Here is a 15344-nt window from a genome sequence, read left to right as displayed (position 1 = left end):
TCAGGTCATTCCGCAGAGTGCGGGATCGTGATCTGGAGCTCCCCGGAAGCCCGAAGGCTTCGCCACGTGTCGTAGGCGATCACGCTGCCCAGAATGACCAGGGAAAGTGATACGGATGCCATGACATCCGTTGCCCAGTGGTAGCCCAGATAAACGCGACTGACCGCCGCGGCGACGATGCACAGGAGCGCGAAGCCGAAGCCTGCCATTGCTCCACGGATGCTTCGACGACGTGAGAACACGAGGTACGCGGTCAACAGGACGAAGTCTGATGCGCCCAGGACGTGTCCGGACGGGAAGGAGAAGGAGGGATCGGGGCCGAAGAGCATGAGATCGGTCGGCGGTCGATGGCGGTCCACCGCATGTCCGATCACCTGCCCCAAGAGGACTCCGACCAACATGGCCGATGCCAGGATGAGTGGACGTCGGCCGTGCTTACCTATGATGCCCCAGACCACGCACACGACGAGAAGAAGGATGGGAAGTGCGACGGGCCCGAAAACGATCGCCAGTCCGATCATGATCGCGGTCAGGGTTGGCGAGCGCATACCGAAGAGCCAGTCCTGCACAGGCGCGTCCACCACGGTGAGTCCGTTGTGCTGCAGGACGGAGGCGAGGATTGCCGTGAAACAGACGACGCCGAAGCCGACCAGAACAATCGACGTCACATAGAATCGCCGGCGAGAGGCGGGCTCCAGCACGCGTTCCTCTGCGATGAATCTGGTGCGCATGCCGTGCAGGGAAGGCCGCTGGCCGTTGGTGCGGGGAGGATTCACGGGGCAATTCCTTTCGCTGATCGTGACCTGCGTTCCTTGGCGAGTGCGCGTTCACCGTCGAGCTTGGCGGCGAGCGGCGCCCACGTGACAATCGCGACGCCGATTCCGAGCAGCAGGGCGCCCAGGGTATCGGTGAGCCAGTGTGCACCGAGATAGGTGCGACTGATCATCATGAGGGCCGTGTAAACGGTCCCGGCGACCACAACCCAGATCCGTGGCAGGAGAATCGCAATGACTGCGGCCATCGTCGCGGCATTCGCAACGTGGCCAGATGGGAAAGATCCGAAATCGAGGTTCGTCAGGAAATTTTCCGGGCGTGCGCGCCCGAAGAATTGTTTCAGGAGTTGGACGGCTGCTCCGGTGACGATGGTCGCGACCAGGTAGTAAGCCGCCGCCCAGGGACGTCGTGCCACAAGCAGCGCGACGGCGACGAGGGCCGGCACGACGAGGGTCGCCACCACGCCTCCTCCGAGGAAGTCCATCGTCAGTGCAAGGACCTGCCAGAGGGGTTCGCGATTCTCAACCAGTTCCCGCATCCATTCCACATCGATGGGCAACGGCAGCCCATGATCACGCGTTGCGATCAGAGCGCCCAGCGCACACGCCAGGGCGACGGCTGCGAGGCCACTGATCAGCGGCCACCGGCGGGAGACGCGGCGTGCACCCGACGTTGCCGCACGTTCAGGACGCGCGCCGGGCGCTGCATCCGAGCGTTCGGTTGAACTACCGGCCATGACTCCAGCCAAAGGATCGTTTGATGGGCACCGACCGGTCACCATGCTCATGCGGTGATCGTGGGTGAAGGCGAGCTTACCTCCCGGGGTACCGGCGGCCCAACTAAGGTGGGGACACGTGAATCCGCGCGGCCGCACGTCAGATCGGACTTCCAGAGTGAACCTGCGAAAACTGCCCAAGGCCCTGCCGATCGCGGTCCTCGTCCTCGAGATGGCCATCCGCGTCGGGGCGGTCATCAGGATTCCGCCGAACCGCCGTCCCACGGCGGCGATGGCCTGGCTGATGGCGATCTTCATTGCGCCGATCCCGGGAGCGGTGCTCTTCAGCATCTTCGGCAGCAGCAGGCTCCCGAAGGCACGGCGCGAGAAGCAACAGGACATCAACGACTACATCCTCGGTACGACCGCCGGCCTCGACCAGGTCTCCAAGACGGAGACCTGGCCCCAATGGTTCGAATCCGTCGTCGAACTGAACCACACGTTGGGCGCCATGCCGCTCGTCGGCGGAAACGACGCTGTGCTTCTGCCCGACTACGAGGAGTCGATCGCCGCGATGACCGAGGAAGTGATGCGGGCCGAACGGTACGTGCACGTGGAGTTCTACATTCTCAGCCGAGACCGGACGACGATGCCGTTTTTCGACGCCCTCCTCGCAGCCCATGAACGGGGTGTGATCGTCAGGGTTCTGTACGACCACATCTCGACGATCCGGAGCCCGCAGGGCCGGGCGACCCGCCGTTGGCTGAGGAACGTCGGCATCGATTCCCACGAAATGCTCCCCTTCCATCCTTTCAGAACGCAATGGCGGCGCCCGGACCTGCGAAACCACCGCAAGGTGCTCGTGATCGACGGAATCGTCGGATTCATGGGCTCGCAGAACATGGTCGACCCCAGCTACAACACCAGGGGAAACATCAAACGGAACCTGCGGTGGAAGGATCTGATGGTGCGACTGGAAGGCCCCGTCGTCGCGGGCGTCAACGCGATCTTCATCACCGACTGGTACTCCGAGACGGAAGATCTCCTCACCCGTGAGGCAGACCCGATCTATTCCGTGACCACCGAGGACACCCTCGACTGCCAGGTCGTTCGGAGTGGGCCCGGGTTCGAAGGCGAGAACAACCTGCGGGTCTTCAACGCCCTGCTCTACTCGGCCCAGGAACGACTCGTCATCGCCAGCCCCTACTTCGTCCCCGACGACTCCATGCTCTACGCGATCACGACGGCCGCGGAACGGGGAGTAACGGTGCACCTGTACGCCTGCGAAGTCGCCGACCAGGCCCTCGTATACCACGCACAACGCTCGTACTACGAGACCCTGTTGCGGGCGGGAGTGCGCATCTTCCTGTACGAGAAACCGGTCGTCCTGCATGCCAAGCATTTCACCGTCGACGATGAAGTCGCGGTGATCGGGTCGAGCAATATGGACATGCGCTCGTTCAGCCTCAACTTCGAAATCTCGCTGCTGGTCCGGGGGAGACGTTTCGTCGACGCGCTGCGCAGGATTCAGGACGACTACCGGAGCCACTCCCGGGAGGTTCTGCTCGACGAGTGGCTGCAACGTCCGCTTGGCACGCAGGTCCTGGACAACCTCAGCAGGCTCACTGCAACCGTCCAATGACCGCCGCATGGCGCGACCATTCCCGTTCCCGGGGCACAGCGGGTGGGCAGGCACGTCAGCCGTTCTTCAGGACTCGGGCGGCACGATCAGGAACGTATCGGAACGAATCCTTGGGCCACTGTCAGCAAACTGCAGGCTGCACATATCGCAAGGAGCGCTGAGTATCCGATCCGGGCAAAAAAATAGGCCGGACATCCGTTGGATGTCTCGACCTATTTCTTCTCACAGCGAAGAACCTGGACTACCGGATCTTCATTCTGTGCCCGAGGGGGGACTTGAACCCCCACGCCCATAAGGGCACTAGCACCTCAAGCTAGCGCGTCTGCCATTCCGCCACCCGGGCTGGTGCTGGCCAGCCGGTGACCGGCTGACGAGTCAATAATCTAGCACGGATTTCGAGGCCTTCCCGCACAACCCGACCGCACACCCGCACATGACAGTCCGTGAACCCCCGGGACAGCTCCCCGCAGCGACAACCGATAGCGTGAAGTCATGGCTTCCTGGGCAGACGACACCGATCCGGCAACACCCCTCGATCTGACCGCGGAACTCGCCCGCGACCTGATCCGGTTCGACACCACGAACTACGGCGAGGGCCGTTCCAACGGTGAAACGGATGCCGCGGAGTACGTCGCCGAGCACCTCAGGGGCCTCGGCCTCGCGCCGGAGCTCTTCGACTCGGAGCCGGGGCGCACGAGTGTCGTCGTGCGCGTGCCCGGCCGGAACCGCGACGCGGGCGCCCTGGTCGTGCACGGCCACCTCGACGTCGTCCCCGCCGACCCGGAGACCTGGTCGGTCGACCCTTTCGCCGGTGTCATCAAGGACGGCCTGCTCTGGGGCCGGGGTGCCGTCGACATGAAGAACATGGATGCGATGATCCTCGCGGCACTGGGCGACATCCTCGGCGCGGGCGAGGCACCGGCCCGTGACCTCATCGTGGCGTTCTTCGCCGACGAAGAGGCCGGGGGAGTGCTCGGCTCGCACTACCTCGTCGACACCCGCCCGGAGCTCTTCGCAGGCGCCACCGAGGCGATCAGCGAGGTCGGCGGGTACTCGATCACGCTCGGCGGCCAGCGCGCCTACCTGCTGCAGACGGGGGAGAAGGCCCTGATCTGGATCAAGCTCGTCGCCCGCGGCGACGCCGCCCACGGCTCGAGGCTCATCCGGAACAACGCCGTCACCAAGCTCGCAACGGCCGTCGCGGCGATCGGCCGCCGGGAGTGGCCGATCCGGCTGACCGACACCACGACCCAGCTGCTCGCCGAGATCGCCCGGATCCTCGACGTCGATCCGCAGCGCGTCGGCCCGGACGAACTCGCGCTCGCGACGGGAACAGCGTCCGGGTTCATCCAGGCCAGCCTCCGCACCACGACCAACCCGACGCTGCTCAAGGCCGGGTACAAGCACAACGTGATCCCCGACCTCGCCGAGGCGCTCATCGACATCCGCACTCTGCCCGGCGAGGAGGACGCGGTGCTCGCCGAAGTTGCGAGCCTCGTCGGCCCGGACATCGAGATCGTCGTGATGCACCGCGACATCGGCCTGGAGACCGACTTCGGCGGCCCGCTCGTCGACGCCGTGGTCGGCAGCCTGCACCGGCACGACCCGGGCGCCCCCGTGCTTCCCTATCTCCTGTCAGCGGGCACCGACAACAAAGCCCTGTCCAAGCTTGGAATCCGCGGGTACGGGTTCGCCCCGCTGCGCCTTCCGGCTGAGCTGGACTTCCCCGGAATGTTCCACGGGGTCGACGAGCGGGTTCCGCTCGACGCGCTAGTCTTTGGCAGGCGGGTCCTTACCGACCTGTTGTCGACCTACTAGCAAAGCGAGCTCCGGTGAACTTCCTCAACGCCATCATCCTGGGACTCGTGCAGGGTCTGACCGAGTTCCTCCCGGTTTCGTCCAGCGCCCACATCCGCATCGTCGGCGAACTCCTCGGCATGGGCGGGGACCCGGGCGCCCGGTTCACCGCGATCATCCAGATCGGCACGGAGGCGGCCGTCGTGCTGTTCTTCTGGCGGGACATCTCGCGCATCGTGACGCACTGGGTCAAGTCCCTGTTCGGCAAGATCCCGCGCAGTGATCCCGACGCGCGGATGGGCTGGCTCATCATCTTCGGATCGCTCCCGATCATCGTGCTCGGCCTGGTCTTCCAGAACCAGATCGAGTCCACCCTCCGCAACCTGTGGATCACGGCGACCGTGCTCATCGTCTTCGGCGTGCTGCTCGGTGTCGCCGATGCGGTCGGGGCCCACCGGCGCCGCCTGAAGGACATCACGGTCACGCACGGCGTCATCTACGGCTTCGCCCAGGCGCTCGCGCTGATCCCTGGCGTCTCCCGTTCCGGCGGAACGATCACGGCCGGCCTGTTCATGGGCTACGAGCGCCGCGCCGCCGCCCGTTACGCATTCCTCCTCGCCATCCCGGCTGTGCTCGGCAGCGGCTTCTACGAGATGTACAAGGCCATCGCGCACCCCTGCCTCGAGGGCGCCACCAACTGCACCCCGGAGATCTTCGGCCCGGCCGAGACCGCGGTCGCGACCGTCGTCGCCTTCGTCGTCGCCTTGTTCGTCATCGGATTCTTCATGAACTACATCTCCAAGCGCAGCTTCCTGCCCTTCGTCATCTACCGCATCGTGCTCGGCTTCGCTCTGATGGCCCTGCTCGCGACCAACACCATCGCGGCTTAGGGGCCCTGGAATGCGCGCCTGGCGACACCCCGACATCCCCGTCCTCCCCGGAAACTCCGAAGCACCGCACCTGTACGACACGGCGACGGAAGCACTCGTGCTCGCGGAACCGGTCGACGTCGCCCGGCTCTACGTCTGCGGGATCACGCCGTATGACGCGACGCATATCGGCCACGCGAACACCTACCTCGCCTTCGACACCCTCCAGCGGGTGTGGCTCGATGCCGGCTACCGCGTGCACTACGCACAGAACGTGACGGATGTCGACGACCCGCTCCTGGAGCGGGCGACGGCCACCGGCGTCGACTGGCGCGACCTCGCTGCGTCCCAGGTCGACCTGTTCCGCACGGACATGGAAGCCCTCGGCATCATCCCTCCGGACAACTACGTCGCCGTGACCGAGGTCATCGAAGAGGTCGCCGACGCGGTCGCCCAGCTCTGGGACGACGGCCTCGCATACGCCGTTGCCGTCGATGCCGCCGAGCTCTCGGACACCGCAGGTCCGGCGGAGGCTGCGGGCTCCGACATCTACTTCGATATCGCCGCCGCAGAGCGGGTGGCGCCCTGGCAGCTCGGCGACGAGAGCAACCTCGACCGCGAGCAGATGCTGACCCTGTTCGCCCAGCGTGGCGGCGACCCCGACCGCGAAGGAAAGCGCGACGCCCTCGACCCGCTGCTCTGGCGTGCCGCCCGGGTAGGCGAACCGGCCTGGGACTCGCGCGTCGGCGCCGGCCGTCCCGGCTGGCACATCGAATGTTCCGTGATCGCCCTCACCGAACTCGGCACGGACTTCACCGTTCAGGGCGGCGGCTCGGACCTGATCTTCCCGCACCACGACATGAGCGCCGGCCATGCGGCCGCCCTCTCGGGGCATCCGCTCGCCGGCGTGTACAGCCACACCGGCATGGTCGCATACCAGGGCGAGAAGATGAGCAAGTCGCTCGGCAACCTCGTGCTCGTTTCGGCGCTACGCGCCGGGGGCACCGACCCCCGGGCCATCCGCCTGGCCCTGCTCGCGCAGCACTATCGCAGCGACTGGGAATGGACCACCGACTCGCTCTCCGCCGCCGAGGCGCGCCTCGAGGCCTGGACGAACGCCTTCGGTCGTGCCACCGGAGACACGACCGCCGCCGATGGCACGGTGGACGAAGACCTGGTCGACGACGTCAACACGGATGCCGTCGCGAACGCGGACGAGGTCATCGTCGCGCTGCGCGCAGCGCTCGTCAACGACCTCGACACCCCGGCCGCGCTGCGGATCCTGGACGCCGCCGCAGAAGCGGGCACGGCTGCGCCGGAACTGGTGGCCCGGGCCATCGACGCCCTGCTGGGCATCACCCTCTAGGTCGGCCGAGGGCTACGGCTGACGCGGCACGTCAGGACCCGGACGCCCGTCCGCGCGCCCGGACTGGCCGTCGCGGCCGTCGCCGCGCTTACGGAGGTACTTCTCAAACTCCTGGGCGATCGCCTCGCCGCTCGCCTCCGGCGAGTCGACCGTGTCCCTGGCCTGCTCGAGCTGGTTGATGTACGCCGCCATCTCCTCGTCGTCTGCCGCGAGGGTGTCGATGCCGGTCTGCCATTCCTCGGCCTCGGTGACGAGGTCGCCGCGCGGGATGACCACGTCGATGATTTCCTCGAGCTTGTCGATCAGGGCGAGCATCGCCTTCGGCGACGGCGCGTTGTGCACGTAGTGGGGGACGGACGCCCAGATCGAGAGGGTCGGGATGCCGACGAGCTCTGCCGCGTGAGAGAGCACGCTCAGGATCCCGACGGGACCCTCGTAGCTGCTGCGCTCGATCTGCAGCTCGCTGCGCACCTCGGGGTTCTCGCTCGAGACAAAAATGGAGATGGGGCGCGTGTGCGGAACGTCCGCGAGCATGGCGCCGAGGAAGACGATTCCGCCGATGTCCGCAGCGAGGGCCGCGTCGAGCACCTCTGCGGTGAATCCCTTCCAGCTGCGGCTCGGCTCTGTGCCGAGCAGGAGGTAGATGTTGCCCGCATTGCTGCCGCTCACGCGCAGCTGTGCGTCGTCGGCGAGGGGCTCCCCGACGACGCCAGGCTCTGCAGGACCGAACAGGGTCGCGCCGGGCCATTCGAGCTGGCGGTGACCCTCGTCATCCGTGGAGATCGTCGGCCGGTTGAACTGGTAGTCGAAGTAGACCTCGGGGTCCACCTCGAAGAGGGAGGACACGTCGAGGAGGTCCCTGAGGATGCCAACGGCACCGGTCGCGGCCTCACCCGCGTCGTTCCAGCCTGCAAACGCCACCACGAGGAGGCGTCCGCCCAGGAATCCATTGCCATCTGTCACTGCGTGAAACCTCGATCTGCCGGGGCGCCCGGAAAAGCACCGTCAGTCAAGGATAAGCGGTGCCCCTTACACTTGGACCCTGTGAACCCGTTCCGTCCTCTTTCGCCCCTGCCCGCGGCCGTGCTGTGGGATATGGACGGCACGATCGTCGACTCGGAACCGTACTGGATGCGTGCCGAAACCGAGCTCGTCGAGAGCTTCGGCGGTGTCTGGACGCACAGTGATTGCATGCTTCTGGTCGGAAGCGGCCTGCTGGGCTCCGCGGCCATCCTGCAGGATCGCGGTGTCCGCCTCGACGCCGAAGTGATCGTCGACCGTCTGACCACGCGGGTCCAGGGCCTCCTCAGTGAGTTCGGTGCGCCCTGGCGCCCCGGCGCCCTCGAGCTGATGACGGAGGTCAAGGCCGCGGGCATCCCGATGGCCCTCGTGACCATGTCGGAACACCGGATGGCGCAGCAGGTGTCCGACCAGGTCGGATTCGCCGCATTCGATGCGATCGTCGCCGGTGACATGGTCCTCCAGAGCAAACCGCACCCTGAGGCCTATCTCTCGGCCGCCCGGTTGCTGGGTGTCACCCCCGCCGACTGTGTTGCCGTCGAGGACTCGCTGCCCGGCATTGCGGCGGCCGTCGCCTCCGGCGCCGTTGTCATCGCGGTCCCGCACATGGTCGAGATCGAGGCGAGCGCCCGGTACGAACTGTGGCCGACCCTGCATGGACGCACGCTGGCCGGCGTCCACACTGTCTTTGCCGAGCGGCGCGCTGCCGTCGCCGAGGTACCCGCGCGGCCCGGTTCCGGCCCGCATCCGACCGAGGACGACATCCACGCATGAGCGACACCGACAACATGAGCGAAACCGGCACCATGAGCGCCGGCAACGGCATCACCCCGAACGGCGAATACACCCAGGTCATCCAGAGCAGCGGGCCCTTCCGGGTTGGCGATCGCGTGCAGCTCACCGGCCCCAAGAACAAGCTCAACACCATCACGCTCGAGCCGGGCAAGGTCTTCCACACCCACAGGGGAATCCTCGCGCACGACGACATCATCGGCCTGCCCGATGCATCCGTCGTCGTGAACAACGTCGGGGTCGAGCACCTCGCCCTGCGCCCGCTGCTCAACGACTTCGTCATGTCGATGCCGCGGGGAGCCGCGATCATCTACCCCAAGGACGCGGCCCAGATCCTCGCCCAGGCGGACATCTTCCCCGGTGCGACGGTCGTCGAAGCCGGGGTGGGCTCCGGAGCGCTGTCCCTCTGGCTGCTCCGCGCGATCGGGCCGGCCGGCCACCTCGCATCCTTCGAACGCCGGGCCGAGTTCGCCGACGTCGCGAGGGACAACGTCGCCACGTTCCTCGGTGCCGACCCCACGAACTGGACGATCACCCTCGGCGACCTTGCGGACGCACTGCCGTCCGCGGTCCCGGATCAGACGGCCGACCGGGTTGTGCTCGACATGCTCGCCCCCTGGGAATGCCTCGAGGCCGTCTCCGCCGCCCTCAAGCCCGGCGGCGTGCTCCTCTGCTACGTCGCGACCGTGACCCAGCTCTCCCGGGTGGCCGAGGCCATCCGTGGAACCGGGTTCTACACGAACCCGGATTCGAACGAGACCATGGTGCGCGGCTGGCACGTCGAGGGTCTCGCGGTCCGCCCGGACCACCGCATGATCGGGCACACCGGGTTCCTGATCACGGCACGGCGTCTCGCCCCCGACACGATCCTGCCCGAGCTCAAGCGCCGGCCCTCCAAGACCGACTTCTCGGATGCGGATGTCGAGGCTTGGACCCCTGGCGCACTCGGCGAACGCAGTGTGAGCGGAAAGGTCATGCGCAAGCGGGTCCGGATCGCGGAGGCCGGCGCAGCCACCTCCAAGGCCAGAGGCCTCGACGGTCGGGGCCCGGCCATCGTCGCTGCGCCCCTCGACCTGCCCCGAACGACCGAGACCACGGCCGACACCGCAGCCGACGCCGCGACCGACACCGCAGCCGACGCCGGTTAGGATAGGCTCCGGCCGTGTTCGGCCTCCCGACTGTGGGCGCCAGAGGGCGCCGCACGCTGAACGTCCCACACTGAAATGAGATCCTGTGCGTAGAGCTTCTGCCCTCATTGCGACTGCCGGCCTGCTGCTTGCCGCCCTCACCGGGTGCAGCAGCAGTGCGGATGCCGCGTCGAGCTGCGTCGCACCGATCAGCGATGGCGCCGCCTCGAAGCTCGTCACGGTCAGCGACAACCTCGGCGCCGTTCCGAAGGTCGACTTCCCGACCCCGCTCATGACGGGGACGACCCAGGGCAGGGTCATCGTCCCCGGCTCCGGTGACAGGCTCGTCACCGGCCAGCAGGCGAAGATCGAACTGAACGTCTACAACGGGACGACGGGCTCACCGATCCAGGTCAGCAAGTACGACAGCACGAGCGCGAACGTGCTCACCCTCAACGACCAGACCATCAAGGGCATCACCGACGGGCTCGCCTGCGCGCAGGCCGGCTCGCGCATCGCCGTCGTCGTCTCCCCGGACGACGCGTTCGGACCCCAGGGCGGCAACTCCACCCTCGGGATCGCCGCAACGGACTCCCTGGTCTTCGTGATCGACGTTGTGAAGACCTACCTGCTCCGGGCGAACGGTGCCGACCAGACTCCGATCAACGGCCTTCCCGCCGTCGTGCTCGACGCCAACGGCACCCCCGGGATCACGATCCCGGGCGGCACGCCGCCGGCCGACCTTCAGGTCGCCGTCCTGAAGAAGGGCACCGGCGACACCGTGAAGGAGGGCGACACGGTCACCGTGCACTACACCGGCGTCCTCTGGGCGGAGAAGAAGGTCTTCGACTCCAGCTGGACGAAGGGCGCGCCGGCACAGCTCCTCGCCGTCGACGGCTCGAAGACGCAGGGCGGCGTCGTCCCCGGCTTCGCGACCGCGATCATCGGACAGACCGTGGGCTCGCAGATCCTCACCGTTGTCCCGCCCGCGAAGGGCTACGGAGACGCAGCGCAGGGAACCATCCCGGCCGGCTCCACCCTCGTCTTCGTCATCGACATCCTCGGCATCGGCTAGCCCCACCGCTCCACTGCCGCACGCGTCACCCTCCGTTCACGAGAGCGAGGGTGCCGCGTGCTTTCGGGCGACCGGCCCGTGCTTTCGCCGGTGAGCCGGGTCTTCATGGATGCCCCACGAATCTCTGGTCAGGACCACGCGGCCGCCTGGGGCCGCGTGGGGTCGCCTGAGTGTGTCGAATTCAGGAGTTCCGTGCGGCCGGGTGGGATCGGCTGCACTTGTCCGCGGACCCGAGTTGCCCGCCCGGGCGGATCTCCTGAATTCGGAACCATGGGCAGGAGAATCAACCGTCTTCAGGTGTGTAACTCAAGATGAGAAGCCTAAAATTATGTGAGTAAGTCTCGTATTCGTGTTCGATTCGGGGTTGAATCGGGGTATGGCAGGAGCTTCAGATCCCCAGTCACACACCCCGCAGACACCCGGTTCCGGGGCCGCGGGTGACCAGCCCACCGCAGGCGTCAAGTCGGCCCATCCGGTCGCGGTTGCCGAGGGGTTCGAGGGCGCTGAGGGGTTGGCCGGTTCGGTTCCGTCGGTGCCATCGGTTCATGCGGATGCTGTCGCCCGGCTCGCCGAGGCGCAGGCGGTTCTCGCAGACGCCCTGGCGGCGATCCCGGTGGGGCTGCTCAGCGACACAGAAGCGGTCACGGCGCTGAGCACCGTGGAGGCGATCGGGCGCACGGTGGACGCGGCCAGGGTGAGCACGGCGACGGATGTGGACCGGAGGGCCCGGGTCCTCGGCCGCGAGGGCCTGGCCTGGCGGATGGGCTGCACGGGCCCGTGGGATGTCCTCACCCGGGTGACACGGGTCTCGGCCCGGGAGGTGAAGCGGCGCGTCAAGCTCGGCGATGCGGTGTTGCCGCGGCCGTGCGGCGGGAGCAGCTGGTTGCCGCCCTTGTTCCCGACCGTCGGGGCAGCGCTGACGGCGGGGCAGATCGGGGTGGAGACGGCGGAGTTGATCGTGGCCCGGCTACAGGTGATCAGTCACCGGGTGGCGCCGGATGACCTGTTGACGGCGGAGCGGGCCCTGGTCGCCACGGCGGCGGGGCTGATCACCCCGGAGACCGAGGACCTGGCCGGGGCCGGTGTCCCGGTGACGACGGACCTGATCCGGGGCATGGTCGCGCAATGGCAGGCGGCCCTGGACCCCGACGGGGTCCTCCCAACCGAGGACCTGTTCGAGGCGAAGTCCAACATCGGCTTCGGCCAGTTGAAGAACGGGTTGTACCCGGTGAAGGGTGGAGTGACACCGGAACTGTTCGGCGTGATGAACACCCTCTTCGACGCCTTCCTCAGCTTCCATTCCCGCCCGGCGTTCCCCACCGCCGAGGAGCAGGCCCTGATGGATTCGGGGCAGATGATCCCCGGCGCCGAGACCGCGGGTACCGACGCCGACGCGGGCCCGGATCTGGACGTGATCGAGGCGGAGCTGCGGGAGCGCCGCGCGGACACCCGCACGGGCGGGGAGAAACGCGCGGACATCCTCCGGGCGTTGTTCGAACACGCGGCCCGCGACGAGGACACGCCCAGCATGGGCGGATCCGCCCCGACCGTGATGGTGCACGTGAACGCGGCCGACCTCGCCTCCGGGGTCGGGGTGGGGTGGATCGACGGGGTCGAGGCCCCGGTATCGCTCAAGACAGTGCACCAGCGCATCTGCGACGGCGGCTTCCAAGGGGTCCTCTTCGGGGAAAACAACGAAGTCCTCAAGCTCGGTCCGGAGCGGCGGTACTTCAACCGGGCGCAACGCCGGGCGATCACCGCCCGGGACGGCGGCTGCATCATCCCCGGGTGCAAAGCCCCGGCTCACTGGGCCGAAGTACACCACGTGAAGCCCTGGGCGCAGGACGGACCGACCAACGTCGACAACGGTGTCCTACTGTGCTGGTTCCATCACCACACCATCGACACCTCCGGGTGGGAGATCCGGATGGTGAAGGGCTCACCCCAGGTGCGGGCCCCCGGACTCATCGACCCGCAACGGCTCTGGCGGCCACCGAACAGGCACCGCGCCCACCAAGTCCTCACCGGACCGCCCAACCGTGCATGACCAGTGACCCGGGCAACGAGTCGCCTCCGCTTCTCGCTCCGCGACACGGGCGGTGTGCCGGCGCTCGGTTAGACTCACGGGGTGTCGACGACCCCCGAACCGATCAACCGCGTCACGGTTGAAGAACGCCTGTTCAGCCTCGTGCTGGCCCTGATAGCGACCGAGATCGGCCTCACGAAGGCCGACATCCTCTCGACCGTTCAGGGCTACCGGCAGCGCTACGTGCACAGCGGCGACAATGCGAGCCTGGAACGGCAGTTCGAGCGGGACAAGGACGACATCCGCGAACTCGGAATCCCGCTCGAGACCGTCGAACAGCCCGACGATCCCGGCAATAACCGGTACCTGCGCTACCGGATCCCCAAGGGGCTCTACGAACTTCCGACCGACGTGTCCTTCTCCGGTGACGAACTGATGCTGCTCAAGCTCGCCGCGACCGTGTGGCGCGAGGGATCGCTCTCGGCGGAGTCCCGGCGCGCCCTCACCAAGCTCAACGCGCTCGGCGGAGCGGACGGCGACCCCGTGCTCGGGTACGCCCCGACCCTCCGGGTCCGCGACGCGTCCTTCGAACCGCTCAGCAAGGCCATGGACCGCGCGCACGTGGTCTCCTTCCTCTACCTCAAGCCCGGCGAGGCGGCGCCCCGGCGCCGTCAGGTGGCGCCGCGCGCCGTCGTCCAGCACGAAAGCCGTTGGCACCTGTTCGGTACCGACCTCGACGCCGGGGCGACCCGCACGTTCCTGCTGTCCCGCATCGTCGGACCGGTCGTGGTCGTCCCCGACCTGGTCGCACCCGAATCCGGGCCGGACGCCGGCCAGACCGCCCTCGCCGAACTCGATGCGCTCTCCGCGGCCAACGTCGCTGAGATCGAGGTCCTCCCGGGCAGCGATGCCGCGGTGCGTCTCGGCAAACGGGCGGCGGATGCCTCCGGCGGCGCCCAGCCGATCGCGGCACTCGTCCTGCACTACACGGACCTCAACATCCTCGCGGACGAGCTTTCCGGGTTCGGGCCCGAGGTCCTCGTGCTCTCCCCGCCGGCCCTCCGGGACGCCGTGCTCGACCGGCTGCTCCGCGTCCGCGACGCCCATGAGCCGCTCGAGGTGCGTTCATGACCCCCCGCGTGCCCCTCGGCGCCCCCGACAAGCTCACGTTCCTGCTCTCGCTCGTTCCCTATCTCATCGACCACGACGGCATCAGCGTCACGGACGTCGCCGCTCACTTCGGCGTCGCGCCAGAGCGGGTGCGCGACGCGGTCACCCTCATCGCCGTTTCCGGGGTGCCCGGAGACACGAGCCAGTACCTGCCAGGGGATCTCTTCGACATCGAGTGGGGCCAGTTCGAGGCCGACGACACGATCGTGCTGACCCACCTCGTGGCGATCGAGGACTCGCCACGGTTCTCCGCCCGCGAGGCCGCCGCGCTCATCGCAGGACTGCAATACCTCTCCTCGCTTCCCGAGAACGCCGACCGGGATGCGATCGCATCCCTGATGGCCAAGCTCAGCCGGAGCGCCACCGCCGCGCCGAGCCAGCTCGCCGTATCCGCTCGTACCTCGGGAGACGCCATCTCCCTCATCCAGTCCGCACTGCGCTCCGGCGTCCAGGTCAGGTTCGACTACCTGAACGCCCGCGGCGGGCAGGAAGAACGCTACGTCGACCCGCTCCGCGTCGAATCCGTCGACCGGGACTGGTACCTGCGCGGCTGGTGCCACCTGCGCGGAGCCGTCCGGACGTTCCGGCTCGACCGGATGAGCGCCCTCACCGTCACCGATCGCCCCGTGACGAGCCGCACAGAGGAACTCGTGCTGCCGGAGACCCTGTTCCAGGGCTCCGAATCCGACCTGGACGTCGTCGTGGAGCTCGCTGCCGGTGCGCTGCCGCTCCTGGGCGACTACCTCTCCGGCCGCCCGGTCCAGCACCTCGCGGGTGACCTGGTCAGGGCGACCCTGCGTGTCTCGCACTACCACGCACTCAAACGCCTCGTCGCGGGTCTCTCCGGGGTCGTGACCGTCGTCGAGCCCGCCGCCGCTCGCGAGATCGTGCGCGCGTGGGCGGATGCCGGCGCGGCACGGTATTCGGAGCCTGCGGCACCCAGTGCACCGGCAGGGCCGGGGGAGTAGCCG

13 protein-coding genes and 1 tRNA gene are annotated in these 15344 nt (G+C 67.6%); 10 read left to right on the top strand and 4 right to left on the bottom strand.

Translation table 11 applies throughout. The features are described 5' to 3' along the window. Positions 1–5: 5 nt before the first annotated feature. Positions 6–776 carry a phosphatase PAP2 family protein gene (locus E3O46_RS03435; protein ID WP_241987330.1) on the bottom strand — a complete coding sequence of 257 codons (771 nt, stop codon included), beginning with the start codon at positions 774–776 and terminating at the stop codon, positions 6–8. Next, the gene (locus E3O46_RS03430) at positions 773–1510 is read right to left on the bottom strand and encodes a phosphatase PAP2 family protein (protein ID WP_134446573.1); all 738 of its coding nucleotides are present in this window, start codon (positions 1508–1510) and stop codon (positions 773–775) included. Before E3O46_RS03430 ends, E3O46_RS03435 begins: the two co-directional genes overlap by 4 nt. 211 nt (positions 1511–1721) lie before the next feature. On the opposite strand from E3O46_RS03430, the gene cls reads away from it, so the two are divergent. Continuing rightward, positions 1722–3131: a cardiolipin synthase gene (gene cls / locus E3O46_RS03425; RefSeq protein ID WP_134561212.1), complete on the top strand. Its 1410-nt coding sequence runs from the start codon at positions 1722–1724 to the stop codon at positions 3129–3131. A 260-nt stretch (positions 3132–3391) separates the two neighbouring features. Here the strand turns inward: cls and E3O46_RS03420 are convergent. Then, positions 3392–3474 (bottom strand) — tRNA-Leu (locus tag E3O46_RS03420). A 149-nt stretch (positions 3475–3623) separates the two neighbouring features. Here E3O46_RS03420 and E3O46_RS03415 point away from each other — a divergent pair. From E3O46_RS03415 to mshC, 3 genes are read left to right on the top strand one after another with little or no spacing between them, the layout of a single operon-like run. After that, positions 3624–4949: a M20/M25/M40 family metallo-hydrolase gene (locus E3O46_RS03415; RefSeq protein WP_134446572.1), complete on the top strand. Its 1326-nt coding sequence runs from the start codon at positions 3624–3626 to the stop codon at positions 4947–4949. A 14-nt stretch (positions 4950–4963) separates the two neighbouring features. Continuing rightward, positions 4964–5818, top strand: coding sequence for an undecaprenyl-diphosphate phosphatase (locus tag E3O46_RS03410; protein ID WP_134446571.1), 855 nt, complete (start codon positions 4964–4966; stop codon positions 5816–5818). 10 nt (positions 5819–5828) lie between these two features. After that, on the top strand, positions 5829–7163 hold the full coding sequence (gene mshC, locus E3O46_RS03405; protein ID WP_134561109.1) for a cysteine--1-D-myo-inosityl 2-amino-2-deoxy-alpha-D-glucopyranoside ligase: 1335 nt from the start codon (positions 5829–5831) through the stop codon (positions 7161–7163). 12 nt (positions 7164–7175) lie between these two features. Here mshC and E3O46_RS03400 read toward each other — a convergent pair whose 3' ends face one another. Then, positions 7176–8126 carry a PAC2 family protein gene (locus E3O46_RS03400; RefSeq protein ID WP_134446569.1) on the bottom strand — a complete coding sequence of 317 codons (951 nt, stop codon included), beginning with the start codon at positions 8124–8126 and terminating at the stop codon, positions 7176–7178. A gap of 81 nt (positions 8127–8207) precedes the next feature. Between E3O46_RS03400 and E3O46_RS03395 the strand changes: the two genes are divergently transcribed. The 6 genes from E3O46_RS03395 to E3O46_RS03370 all read left to right on the top strand — a co-directional run bounded on the left by E3O46_RS03395 (position 8208) and on the right by E3O46_RS03370 (position 15341). Beyond that, positions 8208–8957, top strand: a complete 750-nt coding sequence (locus tag E3O46_RS03395; protein ID WP_277612960.1) for an HAD family hydrolase — start codon at positions 8208–8210, stop codon at positions 8955–8957. Between the two features lie 32 nt (positions 8958–8989). Beyond that, the gene (locus tag E3O46_RS03390) at positions 8990–10123 is read left to right on the top strand and encodes a tRNA (adenine-N1)-methyltransferase (protein ID WP_134560183.1); all 1134 of its coding nucleotides are present in this window, start codon (positions 8990–8992) and stop codon (positions 10121–10123) included. 85 nt (positions 10124–10208) lie between these two features. Continuing rightward, entirely contained in the window at positions 10209–11177 is a 969-nt protein-coding gene (locus tag E3O46_RS03385) for an FKBP-type peptidyl-prolyl cis-trans isomerase (RefSeq protein ID WP_134561108.1), read from the top strand. 376 nt (positions 11178–11553) lie between these two features. After that, positions 11554–13224 carry an HNH endonuclease signature motif containing protein gene (locus tag E3O46_RS03380; protein WP_134561107.1) on the top strand — a complete coding sequence of 557 codons (1671 nt, stop codon included), beginning with the start codon at positions 11554–11556 and terminating at the stop codon, positions 13222–13224. A gap of 81 nt (positions 13225–13305) precedes the next feature. Next, the gene (locus E3O46_RS03375; protein ID WP_241984946.1) at positions 13306–14334 is read left to right on the top strand and encodes a helix-turn-helix transcriptional regulator; all 1029 of its coding nucleotides are present in this window, start codon (positions 13306–13308) and stop codon (positions 14332–14334) included. Next, positions 14331–15341 carry a helix-turn-helix transcriptional regulator gene (locus tag E3O46_RS03370; RefSeq protein ID WP_134561106.1) on the top strand — a complete coding sequence of 337 codons (1011 nt, stop codon included), beginning with the start codon at positions 14331–14333 and terminating at the stop codon, positions 15339–15341. The genes E3O46_RS03375 and E3O46_RS03370 overlap by 4 nt, the downstream gene beginning before the upstream one ends. Positions 15342–15344: the final 3 nt, after the last annotated feature.

The sequence above is a fragment of the Cryobacterium glucosi genome (assembly GCF_004402235.1).
In the GTDB taxonomy this organism is placed as follows: Bacteria; Actinomycetota; Actinomycetes; order Actinomycetales; family Microbacteriaceae; genus Cryobacterium; species Cryobacterium glucosi.
The sequence above is the reverse complement of the archived record's forward strand: the minus strand, read 5'-3'. Positions and strand labels throughout refer to the sequence as shown.

What these genes read in the sequence shown, in the direction of transcription:
- E3O46_RS03430 (WP_134446573.1), bottom strand. Translation starts at nt 1,510, where the DNA reads ATGGCCGGTAGTTCAACCGAACGCTCGGATGCAGCGCCCGGCGCGCGT.
- cls (WP_134561212.1), top strand. Translation starts at nt 1,722, where the DNA reads ATGGCCATCCGCGTCGGGGCGGTCATCAGGATTCCGCCGAACCGCCGT.
- E3O46_RS03415 (WP_134446572.1), top strand. Translation starts at nt 3,624, where the DNA reads ATGGCTTCCTGGGCAGACGACACCGATCCGGCAACACCCCTCGATCTG.
- mshC (WP_134561109.1), top strand. Translation starts at nt 5,829, where the DNA reads ATGCGCGCCTGGCGACACCCCGACATCCCCGTCCTCCCCGGAAACTCC.
- E3O46_RS03390 (WP_134560183.1), top strand. Translation starts at nt 8,990, where the DNA reads ATGAGCGCCGGCAACGGCATCACCCCGAACGGCGAATACACCCAGGTC.
- E3O46_RS03380 (WP_134561107.1), top strand. Translation starts at nt 11,554, where the DNA reads ATGGCAGGAGCTTCAGATCCCCAGTCACACACCCCGCAGACACCCGGT.
- E3O46_RS03370 (WP_134561106.1), top strand. Translation starts at nt 14,331, where the DNA reads ATGACCCCCCGCGTGCCCCTCGGCGCCCCCGACAAGCTCACGTTCCTG.